Below are 22,544 nucleotides of genomic sequence, written 5' to 3' on the forward strand. Positions count from 1 at the left end.
CTGGCACTGCGATTTTCGGCTGCGTCCAGCGTTTGTTTCTACAGAGTGTGGTGTTCGACCCAGGAGAGATTCCAGGGAAACCGAGTCGTCGGCTGCATCTTGAAACGCAAGCCTTCCGAATAGAGTTCGCGTAGGTTCAGGATCGTCGACCGAAGCTTTGGCAGAACCTTTTCAAATTGCTTGAACGGCACGTGGATTTCGATCATCTCGTGCGGGGCGAGCTTCACGTACAGTTTCAGTTTGACAGTGTCATTGGTCGTCGCAAAGTCGAATTGTTCTTCCTTGGCCAGTTTCCGCACCTGGGCAATGATCGCTTTCGATTTGAACAGCCGGACCTTTTCGCGTTTCTTCGCCGCAGCCGCCTTTTTGGCGTACCGCTCCAGCACATGGCGGACGAACGTTTTGATTTCGTCAAGGTCGCTGACCACGGCGGTGTGCGGCGGGTTCGGATAGTCGTACGACTTCAGTGTCAGACGCCGCTCGTCGTCGTATTCCAAGCGAAGCTCGTCGTTGCGATAGTACGTGGCATCGGAATCTGGTTCCGGAATCCCAAACCGACAGAGCGTGTGGGACCGTGTGTCCCGATCGCCGGGGTGTTTGGTCAGTTTGCAGCCATCGATTTTCGCGATCAACTCCTGCCAGCGCTTCGCCTCTTGGTGTAACTTCGAACGATCGACCAGGATCGGGGCTTCGCCAGAAAAATCTTCGCGAAACAGCTTTCGGATACTGGCAGAGAGGAGCTTCAAGGCTTCGCCGGCGTGTTGATTTCAGCGTTTTTGGTTCGTGAAAGCCTGTAATGTACGGAATGCCGTGGCCTTGTCGACTTCCCGATCAGCGAGAAACCGGCAACACTACGCCCCATGCAACAGTTGACTCACCAATTTGACGTTCCCGTTTCGCGATTCACCGTCGGAAACCACTCGCTGGCCTACCGCGATCAGGGTTCCCAATCCCCCGGATCCGGCGGGCGTACGATCTTGTGCGTGCACGGAAACCCGACGTGGAGCTACTACTACCGCAACGTTTTCCACCGATTTGCCGGTCGGTATCGTGTCGTGGCGGTCGACCACATCGGATGCGGTGAAAGTGATAAGCCGCCGCGCGGTGCGTTCTCGTATCAGTTGGCTGATCACCAGCAGAATTTGGCTGACCTGATCGAACACCTGGACCTGAAAAATGTCATGCTGCTCGCGCACGACTGGGGTGGTGCGATCGGTTTGGGAGCCCTGCTGAAATGCCGCGAGCGATTCTCCGCGATCACGTTGCTCAACACCGGTGCGTTTCCGCCGCCTTACGTGCCGTGGCGAATCGCGGCTTGTCGGATTCCAGTGCTGGGGACGCTTGGCGTTCGTGGGCTGAACTTGTTCGCCCGTGCCGCGATCACGATGGCAATGGATCGCAATCATTTGTCCCCCGAAGTCACTGCCGGTTTGCTGAAGCCATACGACAGTTGGAAAAACCGTGTCGCGATCGACGCGTTCGTTCGTGATATCCCGATGAAGCCATCGGATCCGACGTACCAGACATTGCTGGATTTGGAAAACGCGCTGCCATCGCTGGCGCATCTGCCGTCGCTATTGGTCTGGGGAATGAAAGACTGGTGTTTCCGTCCGGAATGCTTGCGTCGATTTGAAAAAGCTTGGCCGAACGCACGAAGCGTCGAGATTGCCGATGCCGGGCACTATGTGATCGAAGATGCGCCGCTGGAGGTTTTGGACGCGATCGAGACTTTCCTGAGCGACCAAACTCGCAATTCGGCGTCGTGAACCGGATCCTGGACCCCTATCGACATCTGTGTGACACGCCGGAAGCGGGCGTGCGCTGGGCTTGTCTGTTGGAGGCGACCGCCCCCAAGGCAGGAAACGTTTTTCCCGGTCACTCGTTCAACGATCTCTGCTTCGAGCAATTCGTTCAGGCTGCCGAGATCTCGGCGACTGCATTCGCGGGGCCTTTTGACCGATTTAGCCTGCCAGTTCTTGAAGCCGTCACGCGGGTGGCGAAGGAAGTTGGTACCAACGTCAACTTGGGAATCCTGCTGCTGATCGGGCCGCTCGTGCAAGTTGACCGTGCGTTTGAAGGCCTTCCAGATTTAGCGGAGCTTTCGAGAGCAATTTGCAATCTGATCGACAGCTTGGATGCGGATGACTCGCGGAATTTGTACGCGGCAATCAACGCGGCGCATCCTGGTGGAATGGGCAAGGTCGACGACATGGACCTTGGTGCCGCCGCCCCACCAACTTTTCAGCTTGCGATGCGTTCGGCGCGTGAGCGTGATCGGATTGCCGAAAACTACAGTGATGGGTTCACTGATCTATTGCACGAAGTCGTTCCGACGATTGACCAAGCGATTGCCGAACAGCAAGACTTGATAACCGGAATCGCCGTCGCGCACTTGCGTCTGCTGGCGACTCGAACCGATAGCTTGATCGAACGAAAATTCGGGCCAAAGATTGCCGCGACGGTACAAGCCCGTGCGGACTTTGATCATCAAAATCCAGCCGCGCGAGCGGCGTTCGATAACTACTTACGAACCGACCAAGCTCGACCAATCAACCCCGGAACGACTGCCGATCTGATCGCCGCCGGGCTTTACGTACTCCTCCGCACCAACGTTTCGAACTGAATCATGTCCCATCAAGGCCAAGGGACGCCGACATTTCGCGTCGACGTCACAAAAGAACAATTCGTCTTTTCGGCAGCCCACTTCATCACCTTTGCCGGTGATATCTGCGAGCGATTGCACGGCCATAACTATGGTGTGCGGGCCAGTGTTGAAGGGCCGCTGGACGAAAATCGTTATGTCGTCGACTTTATCGCACTGCGTGATGCGGTATTGGAACAGACAATGGCGCTAGACCACCACGTCGTTTTGCCGACCGATCACGCGGAAATCAAAGTCACCAGCGATGACAAGGAAACGACCGCCACGTTTCGCGACCGTCGTTGGGTATTTCCCAACGAAGATTGCGTGCTTTTGCCGGTGATTAACACCACGGCCGAAGAGATGGCCCGTGTGATCGCCGAGCGGGTCCGCGAAAAAACACGAGCCCAGTTCGGCGACGCGTTGACCTGGATCGAAGTAGCCGTGGACGAAAATCATGGGCAATGGGGCGTCTGTCGGCTGCCCTGGTGATACGATAGGGGCCCACGACTTGGCAGCTGCCTTTTCCACCCCCTCCCCGAATCTGAACTCACCCGATGCGCTCGCTACTGCTCTCTTCTCTCTATTCGGCTTCGCTTGTGCTTTGCGTCAGCTCTCATGCTCTCGCTCAAGACCAACTACCGATGCCTCAATTGGGGCCCTACGAATACGAACCGAAACCGGAAGGCGAAGCGTTTCAGAAACTGAATCCACGCAAGGCTCCGGCAGCCGGCGCGATGATGCTGAAAAAAGGCGATCGGCTTGCCATCATCGGTGATTCGATTACCGAACAGCGAATGTACTCGCGGCTGATCGAAACCTATTTGACCGCGTGCATGCCAGAACTCGAGATCTCTGTTCGCCAGTATGGCTGGAGTGGCGAAAAGACTGACGGCTTCTTGCGTCGTATGGAAAACGATTGCCTGCGATTTGATCCGACAGTTGCCACGCTTTGTTACGGTATGAACGATGCTCGTTATCGCCCATTTGATGTAACTAACGGCAAATGGTACGAAGATCACTACACCGCAATCGTTCGCCGTTTAAAGAATGCCGGTTCGAAAGTCGTCGTCGGTTCGCCCGGGTGCAGTGGCAAGCTTGCCACTTGGGTCGGTTCACGCGTCGGAACGCTGGAAGAGCATAACCAACACCTGTGTGCGCTGCGTGACATCGCGATGCAAGTCGCCGAGAACGAAGGTGTCGCTTTTGCAGACATCTTTTGGCCGATGTATAAAGCACGCGTTGCCGCACCGGGGCTCTACCCCGGCGACGGCTCGAAGCCCTACGAAATGGTCGGCCGCGATGGCATTCACCCTGACTGGGCCGGACACGCGATCATGGCTTATGCGTTCCTTGAATCACTTGGATTGGATGGTGATCTCGGGACAATTTCCGTCGACTTGCAAAACAAGACCGCAACAGCGACTGATGGTCACAACGTCGACGGATTTGACAACGGTGAAGTTGCTTTAACCAGCACACGATACTGTTTCTGCGCTCCCGGACCGATCGATCGAGATAACTCCGTCCGATCGGGAATGACATTCATTCCGTTCGATGAAAAGCTGAATCGATTGACATTAAAAGTGACCGGAGTCAGCGGTCTGGCCACGATTACCTGGGGCGGTGCGTCGAAGACGTTCTCCGCCAGCCAGCTACGCGAGGGTATCAACCTTGCAGCCGAGTTCACCAGCAACCCGTTCTGTGGTGCGTTTGCACGAGTCGATGACGCGGTTGCAGAAAAGCAGGCTTACGAAACGAAGCAGATCAAGCAGATTTTCCATGGGCGTGCCGCACGTGACAACATGGAGCAAGCCGTTGCGGACTCTGAAAAGGAACACGCTCCACTGGCCCAAGCGGTCCGAGACGCGGTTCGTCCTGTTCGCCACGTGATTCAAATCCGCTAGCGTCCGGTTAACTTTCGATTGTCGCCCTTTCCGCCGCGAAAGTATCGTTCTCTACCGCTGGTTTTGCCAAGCGTAGGCGACATTGGGAGAGAACAAGTTTGTCGATTAACGGGGTCGCTAGTTGATCGATACTTAGCGACTCCGATACACAGGGACTCCGGCTGACGCGAAGCCCCTGAGAGGATGACGTTTGATTGTTTGGATCAGACAGTCAGCGCGCCCTGATCACTGTTGATGCGTGTGATCAGTTCATTCAACACACGCGGCGCGTCTTCGTGGCTGACTTGGCAGGTACCTGCGGCCTCATGTCCGCCACCGCCGTACTGCAGACACAACTCGCCGACATCCGTTTGGCAGGACCGGTCAATGATCGACTTGCCGATCGTAAAGACGGTGTTCTGCTGTTGCTTTCCCCAAAGCACATGGATCGAAATGTTACATGCGGGGAAAAGTGCATAAACCGTGAATCGATTCGTTGCGAAGATCGTTTCCTCCTCGCGCAAGTCCAACACGACTAAGTTCTCGTGAACTGAAGCACAGCGTCGGATTTGATCGACAGCCCGTTGTTGGTGCTCTCGATAAAGTTCGACGCGTTCACGGACGTCAGGTAGCAAGAGAATGTCTTCGATGTCCAGGTCGCGGCAGCAGTCGATCAAGTCCATCATCAACTGGTAGTTCGAGACGCGGAATTCGTGGAAGCGTCCCAAACCGGTTCGAGCGTCCATCAAGAATGACAGCAGTGGCCATCCTTGTGGGTTCTTGATCTCGTCAGCAGTGAACTTCGCCGCGTCAGCTTTATCGACCGCCGTCATCATTTCTTCGCTGATTGCGGGGAAGCGTTCGCGTCCACCGTAGTGATCGTAAACAACCCGTGCCGCGGAATCCGCTTGGGTTGATAGAACGTAGTTGTCGCGATGCTCGCCTTCGTTGCGAATCTCTTCGCTGGAATGGTGGTCGAAGCACAGATAACATCCGTCGACATAAGGCAGATTCGTCAGGATGTCGTTCTCTGTCACTTCGACCAGACCGTCTTGCATGTCTTTGGGGTGAACGAATTTGATTTCACCCAAGATTCCGAGTTCTTTCAGTAGCAGCGCACAGACGAGTCCGTCGAAGTCGCTTCGAGTTAGCAATCGGTATTGTTGGTTTGTATCGGTCATGGGTCCACACGAGGCAGCTTAGTGGTTCGGTTTTGATGTCGACGTTCGGCTGCGTCGACAGGTTGGACCGCGTCGCAGCGTTGTGGAAACCTAGGACGCAAAATTAGCGGGCTGGCTGGCAATCGATCGGGGGAGCAAAATTACGTCACAACTGTACGCCTCCTGAGGGCAGCCCCTCAGCGATCTGGGATCAAGCGTCCGATCTAGAGCCGCCAGCGGTGGCAATCGTTGTCACTGAGCGTTTTTAAAAACGAGATGAATTCCTGATAAATCTGGAATTCTATAGCACCTATCTGCCTGGATGCGGGAAAACAGAGGGCATCAAACCGACGTCCTGGATGAACCGATTCTTTACATCTTCCCAATCAGAACGCTGTGCCAAATAAACCGAGTAAACACCGAACACGTGTCTTTTCTTTCAACGCACATGGCACTTCGGACAAGCTCAAGCTGCGACGACTCGTCCGTTTTCTCAAGAAGAACAAGGTCGATGTGGGCTTCATCCAAGAAGCCAGTAAGAACTCCAAGTTGTTTATGGCAATCCTCCGGGATGAGTTTCCGAATGGGGAGATCGTGATTAAGCCTGAAAACGCGAATCAGAAGCTCCGGACTTTCAATCTGCGAAGCGGTCCTAAGGTGATCCAGCCAGCAACTGGGCGCGAGCAAGCGTACGCTTATGTGATTACTGACAAAACGAAAACGACGTTTCAGCACGTCGGAATGCCGGACTACATCAATCATCCCGGCGTTGCGAAGAATTTCTTTAAGCAGACAGTGATGGAGGATGACGAGGGCAACGAACCCGAGGAGCAACCCGAATCACGGTATCCGCGTCGCCAACGTGAGACGCCAATGGATGTCGCCGCGTTGAACCTTGCCGGCGAACGGCGTCCTGAAGGCGTTATCGTTAACAATATCCAGATGTACAACTTTCATGCCCCACAAGGCGGCGGATCGGGCGGTAAAGGTACCAGCGGGATGATGGCACGTACTGGCAATGCAATGTTTGCCGAATTCACCTTTGGAAAACCGTTCGTCCTGAACGCCGATACGAACCTGACACATAGCGCCGCTCAGAATGTCTACAAAGGCGCAAAAGTAATTTCCTCGAACAATAAAAAAGAGCTTCTCAGCCACACGATTGTCAGTGGATTCAAGGCCGAAGGGGTCAAAAATATTGTCGAACCGGAGCTACTTGATGGGCTGAGCGATCATCCCGGCGGTGTCATGACTGATATCGAATAGACGACTGGTTTGGGAAGTTTATTTTAGGTCCGTTGAACATTGGCAGTTTGACGCTTCTAGATTCGGTAAGATGAAGGTCCCGCCCGCCTTCCAACCTACCGACGATCAATGTCAAGAAGCTTCGTCTTCCGCATCATTCACCGTGTGATTCGCTGCACGACGGTAATCGCTGCAGTAGCTCTCTGTTCAACTCACCTCGTTGCGAATCCGCCGCAGGTCGAGACCGAAGCCGATCTTTCGCGCGCCGCGAAACTCTATCGCGATCAATGCGAACGCTGCCACGGCGAGCAGGGACAGGGTGTTAATGATGGCTACGCGATGCCTTTCGATTATGACCAATCGCTTGAGCAAATGACTCAAGTCATCTCGGAAACGATGCCGGAAGAAGATCCTGAGTCCTGCGTCGGAGAAGATGCTGTAGTGCTGGCTCGCTACATTCGCGAACAGTTTGCTTCCAGCAGCAAGACGAATCAGACTTCACAGCTGACACGTCTGACGGTCGCTCAGTATCGAAATGTGTTGGCCGATTTGATTGGTCGCTTCACGCCGGCTGTCGAAGGCAGTCCATCGAATCGTGCGCAAAACGCCGGGCGGATGCGCCGTGGCGGACAAGCGATTGCGGGATTGCGTGGCGAGTACTTTCAGTCGGAAGGAATGAACAAGGCACAACGTCTTGGTCACTATCGTAGTGACACGTACATGGCGTTTGACTTTGGTCAGCACGGTCCAGTTCCAAGTATCGATGGTGACCAATTCGCAATCGTTTGGCAGGGCAGTTTACGAGCGGATCATACGGGTGACTATCAGTTTCGTCTGACAACTGAAAATGGAGCACGACTTTATCTCAACTTTGACCCGCGGCCGAATACCGGATCGCTTCGTGATGATCGTTCGTCCGGCGACAACGAAGCATTGATCGACGATTGGGTTGGATCGGGAAAGAAACGCCAAAAGGCGGGTTCCATGTTCTTACTCGGCGGCCGTGACTATCCAATCAGGCTCGAGTTTTTCAAATATTTGGAGCCGTCTGCAAGCGTCAAATTGGAATGGAAACCTCCGCATGGCACTTGGTCAGTTTTGGATTTTAAACATCTGACCACGGATGACTCGCCACGAACATTTGCCTGCGATGTTCCTTTCCCGCCAGATGATCGTAGCCTGGGGTTCGAACGTGGAAGTTCTGTATCGGAGCAGTGGCAAGCTTCGGTGATGAAAGGAGCAATCCAAACCGCATCAGAAGTCGCCGCACGTTTGCCGTTGTTAGCATCGCTCGATGAGAAGGAAGACCGAACCGAAGCGATTGTGCGATTTGCCGAGCGGTTTACCCAGTCAGCTTTCCGCCGCGAATTGGACGAAGTCGAACGCGAGCGGATCAACCGATTCGTGCGATCGGATCCGAGTGACCTTGAAACGGGCCTTCGCAAGGCGATCGTCTCTGCGCTGATGTCTCCCTATTTTTTGTATCCGGAATTCGCGTCCGCTTCCCAATCACCGTCGCCTGAGATTGTTGCAACCAGACTGTCACTCGCTCTATGGGACAGCTTTCCTGATGACCAGTTGATTTCCGCAGCAAAGAACGGCCAGCTCGACACAGCTGACGAAGTGAAAGCGTCTGCCCGTCGAATGTTGCGAGATCCTCGTGCAAAAACAAAAATGCGGCGTTTTTTTGGAACATGGTTGGAGATTGAAGACCGTGATCTGTCCAAAGACGCCGCGTTATTTCCCGAATTCGACGAGCAAGTTGTTGCTGGCCTTCGGGAATCGTTAGAGATCTTTATCGACGACGTCGTTTGGAGTCGCGAGTCTGACTATCGGCAACTTTTATTGGCGTCAGAGATGAAGCTGAATCAAAAGCTTGCGGAACTCTATCGACCGGATCCGCTCGAGAAGGCTCCGAGTGGTGCAACTGAAACGAAAACAGATTCTGACCAGGCGTTTGACGCCGTCTTTCGCACGGTCCGCTTCGACGAGCGGCAACGGTCTGGGATTATAACCCACCCCTATTTGTTGAGCGCGTTTGCGTATCATGACAACACATCGCCAATTCATCGCGGTGTATTCTTGACACGAAACGTCGTCGGTCGCGCCCTCAGCCCGCCACCCAATGCGATCGCGTTCAAAGACGACGAATTCCCTTCCGATCTGACGATGCGAGAGAAGGTCACTCTATTAACGCGAGACAACGCATGCATGGCCTGTCACAGTGTGATTAACCCTTTGGGGTTCACGCTGGAAAGTTTTGACGCGGTCGGTCGCTGGCGGGAACTGGAAAACCAGAAACCGGTCGATACGCAATCGCTCTATACGACGGTAACGGGTGATGTGATCGAGTTATCGAATGCCCGAGACGTCGCCAAATTTGCAGTCCGTAGCCCCTCTGCTCATCTCGCATTCATCACCCATCTCTATGAGCACATGCTACAACGCAGTGCCCATCAAGCGGGTGATGAAACCCTGGAGCGTCTTCGTGAGTCGTTCGCGAACGATGACTTCAACATCCAAAATCTGTGTACCGAAATCGCCGTACTGGCCGTAACCCGAGCTCCCCAACCCAATTCAACCGAGGAATCGCGATGAGTTCTATGAACAATGGCCGACGAAGGTTCCTGCGCGAGCTAGGTGTGAGCGCAGCGTCGTTACCGTTTTTATCGAGTCTGAACAGTTTGGCTGCGGGCGAGGCTGCTGTTGATTCGCCGAAGCGGTTGATCGTGATGTTTTCGCCCAACGGAACGTTGCCCGATGAGTTTTGGCCGGATTCCTTTGGTGAAGACAAAGGTCTGGTACTCAAACCGATGCTTTCGGCGCTCGAACCGTTTCGGGATCAGACGCTGATATTGAAGGGGATCAACAATCAAGTTGGCGGCGATGGCGACAACCATATGCGCGGCATGTCGTGCTTGCTAACCGCTCGCCAGCTCAACCCCGGAAATATCCAGGGCGGAGGCCACACGCCGGCCGGATGGGCAAGCGGAATCTCAATCGATCAGGAAGTCAGAAATCATTTCCAAGCGAATGAGTCAACCAAGACTCGATTTGGATCTTTGGAATTCGGCGTTGCGGTCCCGGACCGGGCCGACCCTTGGACTCGTATGAGCTATGCCGGAAGTGATCGCCCGATGGCCCCGATCGATGATCCCGAGCAGATGTTCCAGAAAATGTATGGCGGGAAGCAAGATCGCAAGTTGGTTGCGAGTGTGATCGATGAGGTCAAACTGGATTTGGAAAAGGTTAGTCGGCGATTGAGTTCCGCCGATCGGCAGTTGCTGGATCGCCATTTGCAATCTGTTCGCCAGTTGGAGCAGGAAATTGCCGCGTCGGCGAGCGATTCGCAGTTACAACACCCTGAACCGGAAATCGATCCCAACATCGAGCTCACCAACGACAACACTCCAGCGATCAGTCGGATGCAGATTGACTTGATCGTCAATGCGCTTGCCAACAACATGACTCGCGTGGCAACGTTGCAGTTCATGCGATCCGTTGGGCAAGCGAGAATGCGTTGGCTGGAGATCGAAGAAGGCCACCATTCGCTGTCACATGAGCCGCGAAACAATCAACAAGCTCACGATAAACTTCGCAAAATCAATGCGTGGTTTGCCGGTGAACTCGCCTATCTTGCAAAGCGATTGTCAGAAATCCCCGAACCTGGACGGGACGGCGAAACGTTGCTCGACAATACAGTGATCGTCTGGTTGAACGAACTGGGCGAAGGCAATTCACACACGTTAAACAACATCCCATTCCTTTTAGTTGGCGGCGGCGCCGGGTTCCGTACTGGTCGTGCGATTGATTTCGGCGGCGTCCCACACAATCGTCTTTGGATGTCTGTTGCTCATGGCTTAGGGCATCGAGCACTGGACGCTTTCGGGTCAACAGAGTTCTGTGGCGATGGAGCGCTGGACCTGCTCTAATCTTTGCAGCTGTCCGCCGCCGTATGACTTGTTTTGCGGTGGCGAACACTCCTCCTTCCAACTCTCATTATCTATTCCGAGAAAGCGTATGGATCGATTCTTGGCGGATCCCAATTCTGAAAAGATTTGGCACGCGACGCTAAAAGGCAAGACAGTTGAAACCAAAACTGGTAACCCCGCAAAGCCGCGCGCACAGTCCAAATCCTTCAAGTCAACCGATGAAGCAAAGGGGTACCTTGAAAAACAGGAATGGACGAAACTGAAGGCCGGCTTTGTCCTTCAAAATCCCGATGCGAATGGGGGCGAAGCGACCGCGTTGAGATTACTTCCCGGTGGATGGACTGGGATGTTGCCATTAGCCACCTCACAGGATCATCTGTTCTGTGTTCGCTATCCCGAAAGTCAAAACGAACTATTCGTGTTTGATAACTCGGGAGCGGTGGTCAAATCAACGAAAGCGAAAGTTGATGGTCTGGTTTTGTATGCGGCCTGCGATTCAATTAGCGAGACGATTTTCTTCAATGCGGATCATTCGATCTATCAATTGGATTCGAATTTCGCTGTCATAAAGAAACCACTGGCTGTTGGAAAGGAAGCTTCGGCATCCTGTTTGAGCGTCGCCGGCGGAAGGCTACTCGTTTACCATCGCAACAAGATTGAGGTTCGCAACCTCGCGGACGACAATGAGCTCTTGTCTGTTGAAGTCACGCCCGACCTTTACGGTGGGCACACAATCACATTGGAAGCCGTTCTCGATCGTGGCGGGAAACTTGCCGCGGTCCATGAAAAGGCTGGGGAAATCGCAATTTACGACGTCAAGAAAGGGAAACTCATGTTTCGCTTCGAAGGCGACATCCCGATGATTTCCAAATTGCTTTTCTGCCCCCAAGGAAAAGTGCTCTACGCGGTGTCACCATACGCGGAGTCGGGGTTGCTCGCTTTCGATTTGAAAGCGAAAAAGCAGATACCGCTACCCAAAGATTTGCCACGTCTCTCTCAAGGCAAGATCGATATCGCTTGTCACCCAACGGATGACCGCATCGCTATCGTTTCCACCAATAGTGCAACGATCTTTGACGCGAGAACGAATCGGGTCGTGAATTCGATCACGCTCGATCACGTCGTCAAGCGTGCCGGCATTGTCTTTTTTCAAAACTCACTGGTGGCACTCAGCGATCTTGGTGTACTTGGCTTTTACGCCTTATAAGTCGGTGACAGTGTCGCGCGTACTTCTGCATGCTGGGGATCGTTTTTCACTGAGTGTGCAGTACAGAAAAAGCCGGATGCGTTTCGCACCCGGCTTTTCGTCTGTCGTTAGGGAGTTGACTGTGTCCTAGCTGTAGGCCGGTTCACGAGTCGCCTCGCCGACCAGTCTTAACAGTTCGAGGGCCATGTCTTCGAGATCTGACGCTGTCTTGACGGCGTTGCCTGATCCACTGGTCGTGTTCATGGCCGCTGACGAAACCGCCGAAACACTCGATGCGATTTCGCCGCTTCCCGCAGCCAGATCGCCGATGCTCTTCGAGATTTCTCCTGTCATTGCTGATTGTTCTTCGACCGCTCCGGCGATTGCGTTTTGGCTCTCAGCAATTTGTTCGATCACCGTACTCGCGCGACCGATCGCTTCGATGGCTAGCCGGGTGTCACTCTGAATCGCTTCGATCTTCGTGATGATTTCGTCGGTCGCTCGCGTGGTGTCTGCCGCAAGGTCTTTGACTTCATTGGCGACAACCGCAAAACCTTTGCCTGCCTCACCCGCCCTCGCCGATTCGATCGTTGCGTTGAGTGCCAACAAGTTCGTCTGAGAAGCGATCGCACTGATCGTTTTGATCACTTCGCCGATTTCGGAACTGCTGGATCCCAACTGGCTAATCCGTGAACTGGTTTCCCGCGTTACCATCACGGCTTCTGACGCAGTGCTGACGGCATTCGATGCGTTGTGTGAGATCTCTTTGATACTCAGTTCAAATTGTTCGACTGCGGTCGCAAGAGTCTGTGTATTGATACTTACCTCTTTCGCCGCGCTGCTAGCCATCAGTGCCTGAGCCGATGTTTCTTCTGCGTCTTTTAGCAACTCTGATCGAACATACTTGGACAACTCTTGCAGCCTTGCCGCGGAGGCCCGCAGTGGATTCACCGTGTCACGTGAAATGATGTATCCAAAGACAATCATCATTCCGGTCAGCAAGATCAATGCCCCGATCGAAATGTAGGCGCGACGTTGTACGATTGCGGCGACATCCTTTTCGGCGAGATTATTTGCTTCGATCGCCATCGCAACCACTCGGTCGATGGCATCGCGGTGTTCTTCATACAGACTCCGCAGAGTACCACGTTCAAGCTCTTGTACCCTTTTGAGGTCTCGGGCAAGACAGGCAGGGATGAAATCGCGATTGAGAACTTGATAGAACTCGTCCGCCGGGGCAAAGCTGTTTACCACTTTCGCGTGTTTCATCTCGCCTTCAGGCAGCGTGTTGAGCCAGTGGTTGTGTCGGTCGTAATAGCGTGTCTCAAGTTGTTTTAGGCGGGACGCATTGTTTTTCAGCTCGGCTATGTCGTCGCCTTCCTCGACCGAGTTTGCCATATGCAACGCCATCAAATACGATTCGATGATGTAATTGGGAGGAGGCATGATGTCTGCGATCAAGTCCTTGCCCATCTCAATTTGCTGATAATACGGACCGTGAACCTTCGCGACAGCAAGCGTTCGCCACGTCCACGCGCCGTACAAAAGGAACGCCGCTCCTGAGACGGCAACCAAAGCCGTTAATTTTGCTTTTACGGTAAGCCTTTGAAGATCCATTCCGCCAATCCATCTCGTTGCAATATGTTGTCAGGCGACGTCGCATTGACGTCCCTAAAAATTGGCTTACAGCAAACTGACGGTGACGACCTTTCGTACGGGTCTTCCCTCATTGTCGTGGGCATTTACGCTCAGCAGAGCGTTCAGGCCGCTCCGATGTCCAGCTGACTTGGCTGGGCGGCCAAATTGGTGAGAACGATGCTTCAATCCCCACACGATAGGTGGGAGAGAGCAGTCACAACGAACGGGCGCAACCAGAACGGTGCTTGAGAAGGTATCGCGTTGTGCTGGCGAAGATGCCACCGAAGGCTTGGTGGAGTCGCGACCGACGCAGTGCATACGAAACATTGCCCTGCGTCGGCATGAAGGAGAGCGATTGATTACCAGCGAAGGCCGAATTGCTCGCCGCCGGTATCGCGGTTGTTTCCGCCTTTAAGAGGACCAGCGTGCTGCGGTTTTATCGCGACTTCACGTTGTGGCTCTTCGATTTCCTCTTCTTTCGGCTTCGTGTCTTGGGCTGGTGCGTTGACAGCTTTCATGGACAAGCCGATCTTCTGCGACGCGCGGTCGAACGACAGCACCTTCACGTCGACTTCTTGGCCTTCGCTGACAAAGGCATCGACTTTGGAGACGCGGTGGTTTGCGAGTTCGCTGACGTGCACCAAGCCTTCGATTCCGGGGCCAAGGCGGACGAAGCATCCGAACGATGCGATTCGCGAAATCGTTCCCTTGTGAACGCTTCCAACGGCGTATTCCGCTTCGGCCGCGTCCCAAGGATTCTCGAGCAAGTCGCGATAGGAAAGGCTAAGCTTGCCGTTTTCCTTGTTGATCGAATCGATTTTAACTTGAACCTTTTGCCCTACTTCTAGAACTTCACCTGGATGCTTGACGCGATCCCAGCTGAGCTTGCTGATGTGGACCAAGCCTTCAAGGGCGCCGAGATCTACGAACGCGCCGAAGTCTTTGATTGTGCGAACGACACCTTCGAGCGTGTCGCCGACCTGGATTGTTTCAAGTTGCTCGGTGCGTTTTTGCTCGCGTTCGCGTTCCAGAATGGCTCGACGGCTGAGCACCAAATTGCCGCGTCGCTCGTTGGCTTCGGTGACCAAGCAAACGAATTTTTGATCGACAAACTCGCTGGCGTCTTCGATTCGGTAGTCAGCGATTTGGCTGATCGGCATGAAGGCGCGCACGCCGCCGACCTTACATTCAAGACCACCGGTGTTGTGTCCGGTGACAACTGCTTCGACCACGGCACCTTCTTCAAGGTCGCTCCAATCAGCGACGTTGACGGCGGAACCAGGAAGACTGCACATGTACAGCCCGTCTTGGCGGTTCAATCCACGAACCATGACTTCGATCGACGATCCGATCTCTGGTTCAGCTTCGGTGAACTGTTCGAACGGAACGACACCTTCGTCGGGGCCACCCAACGAAAGGTAGACGCTGTCTTGGTGGATTTTTAGGACTTGCCCCGATACGCGGCTACCATCAGCAAGTGGTTCCCTGCGGTCCGGCATCCCGGCGTTTCCGCCCAACATGGCGTCGACGTCCGCAGAACCGAGTTCGGCTTCGAATTCAGCAAGCAGATCGTCGCTCAGCTCGCCGCGAACGGACGGGACTGCGACTCGCGATGGCTTCTTCGAAGCGGCCGGCGCTGCCGATTTAGCCTCACCTTCTTTCTCGCCGTGCAAGCGAGGACGAGGGGCCTTTTTCTTTTTCGATGGCTTATCGCTTTTGGCTTCGGCCTTTTCCAACTGCTCGGTCGAGACCGACGGCGATGCGGGTTTCGCGATGCCCAATCCACGCGCGGCCAAGGGACCGGCGCCGGACGGCTTGTTGGCGGGAGCTTCGGCGGCAACTTCTGATGTCGCCTGATCGGCGGTCACGGCGGGCTCAGAAACGTTGGCGGGAGCGTCAGCTGCGTCGGATGTCTCGGTCGGTTGGACACCGGGTTGGGATTCGTTGCTCATCAATAGAGATGAAAATTGATGTGGATGAGGACCGCGAGCGATACTCGCATCAGGTCAGTAAGTTGGCTCGTAGCCTAGCAGTCTAGCAAGCGAGGGCTATTCTCGGTAGTCTGCGAGGCGAATCGCGGTAGCGTATCATCCGAGGCGGTGCCGCAGCAAAACCCATCTGACAATATCTCCAGAAGAGTCTCGCGCGATGCCCGAGTTTTCCGATTTTGCCCATTCCCTTCGCGATGCGATGTCGATCGAGATGGTGTCGGCGATCGAATCGGCCCCCATGCCGAGCTTGGGCGAAGGCTCGATTCATAAACCGATGCTTCCCCTCCTCTCTGGCGGTGTTGGCGACCACTTGATCGGAGTCGCTCCAGGTCGCCAGATGGAATGTTTGAGTGGATTGTGGCTGGTAGCGGGCGACATTCATCGCAGCCATTCGATTAGCCAAGATCTGCCCAGCCGCGAAGGCAGCTTTTGGCACGGAATCATGCACCGGCGCGAAGGCGATTTTGGCAACAGCAAGTACTGGTTCCGCAAAGTCGGCCAGCACCCGGTGCTTGAACAGATCGCACACCAATCCGATGGCGTTTACACCGATCCGTACGACTTCGTCGATCGCTGTGAAGACGCCGTCAGTGGGGCCGGAGATCCAGCAGAAGTGAAAGCGTGCGAGCTGGGACAATGGATCGAGTGGCAAGCCTTGATGATGTGGCTTTGCAGCTGACGGTCAGCGATCGATCTTTTCAAACTTCAGATCGTCATAGTCGATCCGCCCAGTCGCACCAAATAGTCCGATTCGCAGGATTGCTTCGCGTGCTTGCACGGGAACACGAATCAGCCGACTGTGCGAACGCCAATCTCGCGTCCCCCGGAATGGGCCTACCCAAAAGGTTCCGAGGTCTTTTCGGATCTCGTCATAAAACGTGATCGCGATGGCTGGCATCCCGTCACTGGTGGGACCTTTCTCGATGTCCTCGGTGCGGACCGAGCCGCTCAGTCGGACTTGCGAAACTTCTTTGCCGTCAATTGGAATCCCCTGCAGCAGGTGAGCACTCAGGCCCGGCGTTTCGTTTTTGAAGCTGAGGTATCGATTCCCAGACGGTGCGGGGTCGCCGGAATAGCCTGGCATCAAACGACATTGGCGTCCGTAATACCAACCGGGGACGTAATCCTCTGCCTCGGCTTTTTCTTCTTCGGAGGCGACTTCGAAATCACCGTTGATGATTTGCGGGTTCGAGGCGTCGGGTTTGACCTGGCGGCCTTCCTCGGCTTCTCCAGTCATCGGAACGAAGAGCGTCGGCCGGAGTGCTTCACACTCTAGCTTGCCGTCTTTTTTGATCATCCGGTAAAGCGTTTGTTGATACCGCTCACCGACCGGGATCACCATCACGCCGCCTTCACGCATCTGATCGATCAGTGGCTGTGGCACTGATTCGGGGCTGCATGTTACAATGATTTTGTCGAAAGGTGCAGCATCAGGCCAGCCAAGAAAACCGTCGCCAACACGCGTCGAAACGTTTTCGTAATCCAGTCGTGCAAGCGTGTCAGCGGCTCGTTCCCCAAGTTCACGTACGATCTCGATCGAGTAAACATGTTCGACGAGCGGGCTAAGCACCGCAGCCTGATAGCCGCTGCCCGTGCCGATTTCCAAAACTTTGTCGGACGGTTCGGGATTCAACGCTTCCGTCATCAGCGCCACAATAAACGGGCTGCTGATGGTTTGTGATTGCCCGATCGGCAATGCCATGTCGTAGTACGCCCGAGCGAGCTGGCTTCGCGGTACAAACTCATGGCGTGGCGTGTTGCGGATCGCGTCCAGGACTCGCGTGTCGGTGACTCCGGCGGTCGCGACGCGGCGATCCACCAGGGTGTCACGTGCCGCTTGGTAGGGATCGGCAGAGCGCGCGCTATTGCAATTGACCAGGCCGAAGGCGAACAACAGCGACGAGCAAATCCGAAACATGGCGAACATTGTGGTGTGAAAGGAGCCGACCGGCGCGTGTCGTTCCGGTCATGCCGGTCGCGGCACGCGGATCGCACGTGTTGCCAGGAACGTTGCGATGTGTTCGGAGAGCACGTCGTCACCGCCCCACGTATCTTCCATTATAGCGGTCAGGTAAAAACCGGCGTCCAGTTGTCCGCCAATCAAGTCGGCAAGGCTGTGGCCAAAGTCAATCGGACGTTCTGCGCCGATCGTGCGTTCTCGCTCCTCTTCCGGCAGGTCCAGATCGCTATAGGGGATCGTGAAACGGACTTTCAACTTGCGGCCATCTCGAGCGACTTCATCGAATAGGTAGTTCACCGGCTGGATGACCCCGGCGATCAGCACCCCGTGGTCACAAAGGACACGAGCGGCTTCCTGCCAAATGGGACGGACGTCGGGGGCAAAATTGACCGAGCATGGGTTGATCACCATGTCAAAACTCGCGTCGTCCAATCCCGCGAGATCCGCCATATCCGCTTGCAGTGTGACCAGATCCAATTGATGTTCGTCAGCCATGCGGCGGTCGATCTCTAATTGGCCTTCGCTGATGTCGACGACGGTCACCGACGCGCCAGCGGCCGCCAAAATTGGGCCTTGGTGCCCGCCTCCGGCAGCTAACGCAAGGATTCGCTTGCCTTGGACGTTCCCAATCCAGTCCATCGGAATGGTTTTACATGCGGTCAGACGCAGCGTGAAGTCACCGCTGCTCGCTCGAGCGATCTGTTCGGCAGGTGCTGGTGTAAACCAACGATTTCGGCTGCGAGCGATGTTGTCCCAGGCCTGACGATTGAATTCGGTCGGATCCAACGCGAGACGCCTCATCATAAAGTTACGGAGTTGCGCATCATCGGAGCAAATCTAATACAATGAAAGCCCCCCAGCGAGCCACCCGTGGGTTTCCCCCAATCCGTCCCCCGCGGCTCGTTCTCCTACCTTCTGTCTAACGCTTCACTGGAAACTGTCACGATGCTGAATCTGACTGGCCGTGGTTCGTCCCAAACATGCAACGGTGTCCGCCGTCGGGACTTTATCCAAGTCGGAACGCTGGGCGCATTCGGTTTGGGATTGCCACAGTTTCTTGCTGCTTCGGAACGAGGCGTCGTCGATTCGACGAAGGACAAACGCTCGTGCATCATGATTTTCAATCTTGGTGCTCCCAGTCAGCTCGACACCTTTGACATGAAGCCGAACGCGCCGGCGGAAGTCCGCGGTCCGTTCAAGCCAATTTCGACGAAAGGCGATTTCCAGGTCTCCGAAATCTTACCTCGTCACGCCGAGATCGCTGACAAGTTTTCGATCATTCGGTCTTGTTACCACACCGCCGCGGCTGTCCATGACGCCGGGTGGCAAATGCTGCAAACCGGTCGGCAATTCACCGGCGGTGTGAATTATCCCCACGCCGGAGCGGTCGTTCAGTACATGCGCGGCCGCCGAAGTGACTTGCCGGCACACGTCGTTTTGCCCGAAACCATGGGACGCGGCGGAGGGAATCTTCCCAATGGCCAAGCAGGTGGTTTTCTGGGCAAAGCGTATGACCCGTTTGCATTGATGGCTGACCCAAGCCAACCCAATTTCAAAGTTCCCGATCTATTGCCGCCACCCACGCTTGGTGACGTTCGTATCGATCGCCGTCGCAGAATGCGGGATGCCGTCGAAGGTCGGATGAAGCAGCTCGAGACGACCGAATCAGCCAAGATGTTGGATCGGAACTTTGAAGCCGCGTATCGCTTGATGAACAGTCCGCAAGCGCGGCTAGCATTCGACCTCGCACAAGAGCCGACTTCGGTGAGGGAACGTTATGGGATGAATCGCTTCGGGCAATGTTGTTTATTGTCGCGTCGATTGATCGAAGCCGGCGTCCGTTTCGTCACCGTCAACACGTTCCTGACCGTGTTCGATGAAATCACCTGGGACATTCACGGCAGCAAACCATTTACGACCATCGACGGCATGAAGAACATTGTCGCGCCGATGTACGACCAAGGTTACTCGGCATTAATCGGCGACCTGCACGAACGTGGCATGCTGGACGACACGCTGGTCTGCACGCTTGCCGAATTCGGGCGAACTCCCAAAGTGAATCCGGCTGGCGGACGTGACCACTGGCCACAATGCTTCTCGACTACTTTTGCCGGCGGTGGCGTTCAAGGCGGACGTGCGATTGGGGCGAGCGACCCGATCGGTGCGGTTCCCGCAGACCGCCCAACGCAGCCCGGCGAGATTATCGCGAGCGTCTTTCATTCGCTGGGGCTGGACCTGCACGCCGAGATCCCTGGTCCCGGCGGTCGGCCGTTTCCGCTTGTCGACTTCGGCGTCCGTGAAGTCAAAGAATTGTTCGCCTAGTCGCCTCCCCTCGCTCTCCCCACCTCCCTCCTCTTTTTGGTGCTACACGATGTGGACCCGCCGCCAACATCGATTTCGTTTTCCTGTTCGACCGTTCGCACAAAACGCAAACCGCGTTGCTTTCATCGCAATCTGCTTAGTCGGTCTTGCCACTGTCTCGCGTGCGGAGAACTTCAAAGTCTTACCGTCAGAGATCCAGCTTCGTGGCGCGTCCGCGATTCAGCATTTCACCGTGGTGCAGTCGGAAAACGGTTCGATCGGAGCGAGCGTTGCTGGCGAATTGATTTCGATCAAGATTGATGACGATGGCGTCGTGAACGTTTCGGATGGTGTTGCCCAGGCGATTCGGAATGGCCAAACAACGATGCACGTCACGATTGGGGAACAAACCATTGATGTGCCCGTCAGCGTCGTGGAAGCAGACCAGCCGACGCGATGGAGTTTCCGCAATGACGTGCAATCGGTTCTCGCCAAAGCGGGGTGCAGTATGGGAGCTTGTCACGGGGCATTGGCCGGTAAAGGCGGCTTTCGCCTGTCTCTCCGAGGCTACGATCCTCAGCATGACTACCTCACGATCAGCAAAGAAGCTCGCGGACGGCGGATCGAACTCGCGGATCCGGGACGCAGTCTGATCCTTGCCAAGCCGACCGGCGCATTACCACACAAAGGCGGTTTGAAGTTGCGGACCGGCTCACGTGAATACGACATGATCGCGGAATGGATCGCCCAAGGTGCCGAGGGGCCAAGTGATTCAGATGCTCGATTGCAGCGGATCAGCGTGCTGCCCGACGTCGCGACGTTGGCACCGGGCGATCAGTCGCAGATCTTGGTCAGTGCACACTATGACGATGGCAGCGTGAAAGATGTCACCCACTTGGCCAAGTTCTCGGCGACAGACGAGTCGGTCGCGCGGGTTGACCAAGACGGTCTGGTCACCGTCAACGGTAGCGGCGAGTCAGCGACGCTGGTTTGGTTCGGCAGTAGAGTAACGCTCGCGCGGCTGATCGTTCCCTATGAATTCATGATCGCGTCAGAGGCTTATGATGCGGCGCCGCGACGGAACTTCATCGACGAATTAAATCTCGATCAACTCAGAACGCTTCGCCTGGCGCCTTCGCCGCGCTGCGACGACGCGGTATTTCTGCGTCGATCGACAATCGACACCATTGGGCGTCTTCCTACCTTAGAAGAACGCGACCAGTTTTTTGCTGATCCGCCGGAACAAAGAAGGGATCGTTGGATCGAACGCCTGCTCGCCAGCGAAGACTTTGTTTCGTACTGGAGCTATAAATGGTCCGACATGCTCCTGATCAATGGCACCCGATTACGACCATTGGCGGTGAAATCGTATTACCAATGGGTGCGTGAACGTGTTCGCGAAAACCAACCTTGGGATCAGTTTGTCCAAGAGGTGTTAACGGCAACCGGACGAAGCGACGAAAACGGCGCGACGAATTTTTATGCCTTGCATCAGTCTCCTGAAGAGATGACCGAGAACGCATGCCAAGCGTTCATGGGATTGTCAATCGGCTGCGCGAAGTGCCACAACCATCCCCTCGAAAAATGGACCAACGACCAATACTACGCGATGGCAAATCTGTTTGCCCGCGTTCGCGCGAAAGGTTGGGGCGGTGATGGCCGCAATGGCGACGGACTGCGAACACTCTTCGTTGCCGCCAGCGGCGATGTGGTTCAGCCCAATCGTGGTCGCCCGCAACCGCCCGCACCGCTTGACGCCCCGCCAATCGATATTGACAACCCGGGTGATCGCCGACTGGTATTGGCCGATTGGATGACCTCGCCAGAAAACCCGTATTTCGCACGCGCTATCTGCAATCGCGTTTGGGCCAACTTCTTCGGGCGAGGACTCGTTGAACAAGTGGATGACCTGCGTCTAAGCAATCCTGCTTCGAATGGCCCATTGCTCGACGCACTTGCCGATCACGTCGTCGATATCAAATTCGACCTCAAGCAATTGATGCGCACGATGTTGCAAAGTGAAACGTATCAGCGAAGCAGCGTCGCAATCGATCAAAACCGCCCGGAATCGAAGTACCATAGTCGATACTATCCCCGACGTTTAATGGCTGAAGTGCTGCTTGATTCCATCGATCAAGTGCTTGGCACAACGTCGACGTTTAATGAGATCGCGTTCCCAGGGGCGGATAAACAGAAGACGGACTTTTACGCGACGGGGACGAAAGCGATCGAATTGTACGATGCCTCGGTCAATTCTTACTTTCTGAAAACGTTTGGGAGAAACCCACGCGAGATCACGTGTGAATGTGAACGCAGTGCCGAGCCGAGCATGGTTCAGGTGCTACACCTTTCAAACGGCGACACACTGAATCCCAAACTCGCTGCCGAAAACAACAGCATCTCGACGGCAATCGCCAGCGGGCTTAGCGATCGCGAGTTCATCGATCGTCTATTTTTGAAGGCGTATTCCCGTTTGCCTCAGCCCGACGAAGCGACACAGTTTCTGGCGATCATCGGTGAATACACCGATGATCGCCGCACAGGTCTAGAAGACGCCACCTGGAGCGTTTTGACCAATGGGGAATTCACGTTCAACTATTGAGC

General features: G+C 55.0%; 17 protein-coding genes. 11 read left to right on the forward strand and 6 right to left on the reverse strand.

Going from position 1 to position 22,544, the window contains the following annotated elements; genetic code table 11:
- Positions 1-38: 38 nt before the first annotated feature.
- Positions 39-746 carry a hypothetical protein gene (locus CGZ80_RS07230; RefSeq protein ID WP_094412840.1) on the reverse strand — a complete coding sequence of 236 codons (708 nt, stop codon included), beginning with the start codon at positions 744-746 and terminating at the stop codon, positions 39-41.
- A gap of 114 nt (positions 747-860) precedes the next feature.
- On the opposite strand from CGZ80_RS07230, the gene CGZ80_RS07235 reads away from it, so the two are divergent.
- The 4 genes from CGZ80_RS07235 (at position 861) to CGZ80_RS07250 (ending at position 4,548) form a co-directional block, all read left to right on the forward strand.
- Positions 861-1,766 (forward strand): alpha/beta fold hydrolase, encoded by a 906-nt coding sequence (locus tag CGZ80_RS07235; protein ID WP_094412842.1) that lies wholly within the window; start codon positions 861-863, stop codon positions 1,764-1,766.
- Positions 1,763-2,623, forward strand: a complete 861-nt coding sequence (locus CGZ80_RS07240; RefSeq protein ID WP_094412844.1) for a triphosphoribosyl-dephospho-CoA synthase — start codon at positions 1,763-1,765, stop codon at positions 2,621-2,623. Before CGZ80_RS07235 ends, CGZ80_RS07240 begins: the two co-directional genes overlap by 4 nt.
- Before the next feature lie 3 nt (positions 2,624-2,626).
- A complete protein-coding gene (locus CGZ80_RS07245; protein WP_094412846.1) occupies positions 2,627-3,133 on the forward strand; it encodes a 6-pyruvoyl trahydropterin synthase family protein in 507 nt (168 codons plus the stop codon).
- A 152-nt stretch (positions 3,134-3,285) separates the two neighbouring features.
- The gene (locus CGZ80_RS07250; RefSeq protein ID WP_233148281.1) at positions 3,286-4,548 is read left to right on the forward strand and encodes an SGNH/GDSL hydrolase family protein; all 1,263 of its coding nucleotides are present in this window, start codon (positions 3,286-3,288) and stop codon (positions 4,546-4,548) included.
- Positions 4,549-4,751: 203 nt separating this feature from the next.
- Here CGZ80_RS07250 and CGZ80_RS07255 read toward each other — a convergent pair whose 3' ends face one another.
- Complete coding sequence (locus CGZ80_RS07255; protein ID WP_094412850.1) at positions 4,752-5,708, reverse strand: exopolyphosphatase; 957 nt, start codon at positions 5,706-5,708, stop codon at positions 4,752-4,754.
- 375 nt (positions 5,709-6,083) lie between these two features.
- On the opposite strand from CGZ80_RS07255, the gene CGZ80_RS07260 reads away from it, so the two are divergent.
- The 4 genes from CGZ80_RS07260 (at position 6,084) to CGZ80_RS07275 (ending at position 12,071) form a co-directional block, all read left to right on the forward strand.
- Complete coding sequence (locus CGZ80_RS07260) at positions 6,084-6,953, forward strand: hypothetical protein (protein ID WP_094412852.1); 870 nt, start codon at positions 6,084-6,086, stop codon at positions 6,951-6,953.
- Positions 6,954-7,061: 108 nt separating this feature from the next.
- Positions 7,062-9,530 carry a DUF1592 domain-containing protein gene (locus CGZ80_RS07265; RefSeq protein ID WP_094412853.1) on the forward strand — a complete coding sequence of 823 codons (2,469 nt, stop codon included), beginning with the start codon at positions 7,062-7,064 and terminating at the stop codon, positions 9,528-9,530.
- Positions 9,527-10,864, forward strand: a complete 1,338-nt coding sequence (locus CGZ80_RS07270; RefSeq protein WP_094412855.1) for a DUF1552 domain-containing protein — start codon at positions 9,527-9,529, stop codon at positions 10,862-10,864. The genes CGZ80_RS07265 and CGZ80_RS07270 overlap by 4 nt, the downstream gene beginning before the upstream one ends.
- An 88-nt stretch (positions 10,865-10,952) precedes the next feature.
- The gene (locus CGZ80_RS07275) at positions 10,953-12,071 is read left to right on the forward strand and encodes a WD40 repeat domain-containing protein (protein WP_094412857.1); all 1,119 of its coding nucleotides are present in this window, start codon (positions 10,953-10,955) and stop codon (positions 12,069-12,071) included.
- A gap of 126 nt (positions 12,072-12,197) precedes the next feature.
- Here CGZ80_RS07275 and CGZ80_RS29105 read toward each other — a convergent pair whose 3' ends face one another.
- Both CGZ80_RS29105 and CGZ80_RS07285 read right to left on the reverse strand, forming a co-directional pair.
- A complete protein-coding gene (locus CGZ80_RS29105; protein ID WP_094412859.1) occupies positions 12,198-13,667 on the reverse strand; it encodes a methyl-accepting chemotaxis protein in 1,470 nt (489 codons plus the stop codon).
- Positions 13,668-14,047: 380 nt separating this feature from the next.
- Positions 14,048-15,640 (reverse strand): 30S ribosomal protein S1, encoded by a 1,593-nt coding sequence (locus CGZ80_RS07285; RefSeq protein WP_094412861.1) that lies wholly within the window; start codon positions 15,638-15,640, stop codon positions 14,048-14,050.
- 196 nt (positions 15,641-15,836) lie between these two features.
- On the opposite strand from CGZ80_RS07285, the gene CGZ80_RS07290 reads away from it, so the two are divergent.
- The gene (locus CGZ80_RS07290; protein WP_094412863.1) at positions 15,837-16,358 is read left to right on the forward strand and encodes a hypothetical protein; all 522 of its coding nucleotides are present in this window, start codon (positions 15,837-15,839) and stop codon (positions 16,356-16,358) included.
- Positions 16,359-16,361: 3 nt separating this feature from the next.
- Here CGZ80_RS07290 and CGZ80_RS07295 read toward each other — a convergent pair whose 3' ends face one another.
- Positions 16,362-17,597: a protein-L-isoaspartate(D-aspartate) O-methyltransferase gene (locus CGZ80_RS07295; protein ID WP_233148282.1), complete on the reverse strand. Its 1,236-nt coding sequence runs from the start codon at positions 17,595-17,597 to the stop codon at positions 16,362-16,364.
- 48 nt (positions 17,598-17,645) lie between these two features.
- Positions 17,646-18,443, reverse strand: coding sequence for a class I SAM-dependent methyltransferase (locus CGZ80_RS07300; protein WP_094412867.1), 798 nt, complete (start codon positions 18,441-18,443; stop codon positions 17,646-17,648).
- A 141-nt stretch (positions 18,444-18,584) separates the two neighbouring features.
- Here CGZ80_RS07300 and CGZ80_RS07305 point away from each other — a divergent pair, with 141 nt between their 5' ends.
- Together CGZ80_RS07305 and CGZ80_RS07310 are read left to right on the forward strand one after the other, a co-directional pair.
- Positions 18,585-19,961 (forward strand): DUF1501 domain-containing protein, encoded by a 1,377-nt coding sequence (locus tag CGZ80_RS07305; protein WP_094412869.1) that lies wholly within the window; start codon positions 18,585-18,587, stop codon positions 19,959-19,961.
- 49 nt (positions 19,962-20,010) lie between these two features.
- Entirely contained in the window at positions 20,011-22,542 is a 2,532-nt protein-coding gene (locus CGZ80_RS07310) for a DUF1549 domain-containing protein (protein WP_094412871.1), read from the forward strand.
- Positions 22,543-22,544 lie beyond the last annotated feature (2 nt).

This window comes from Rhodopirellula sp. MGV, from assembly GCF_002251265.1.
In the GTDB taxonomy this organism is placed as follows: domain Bacteria; phylum Planctomycetota; class Planctomycetia; order Pirellulales; family Pirellulaceae; genus Stieleria; species Stieleria baltica_A.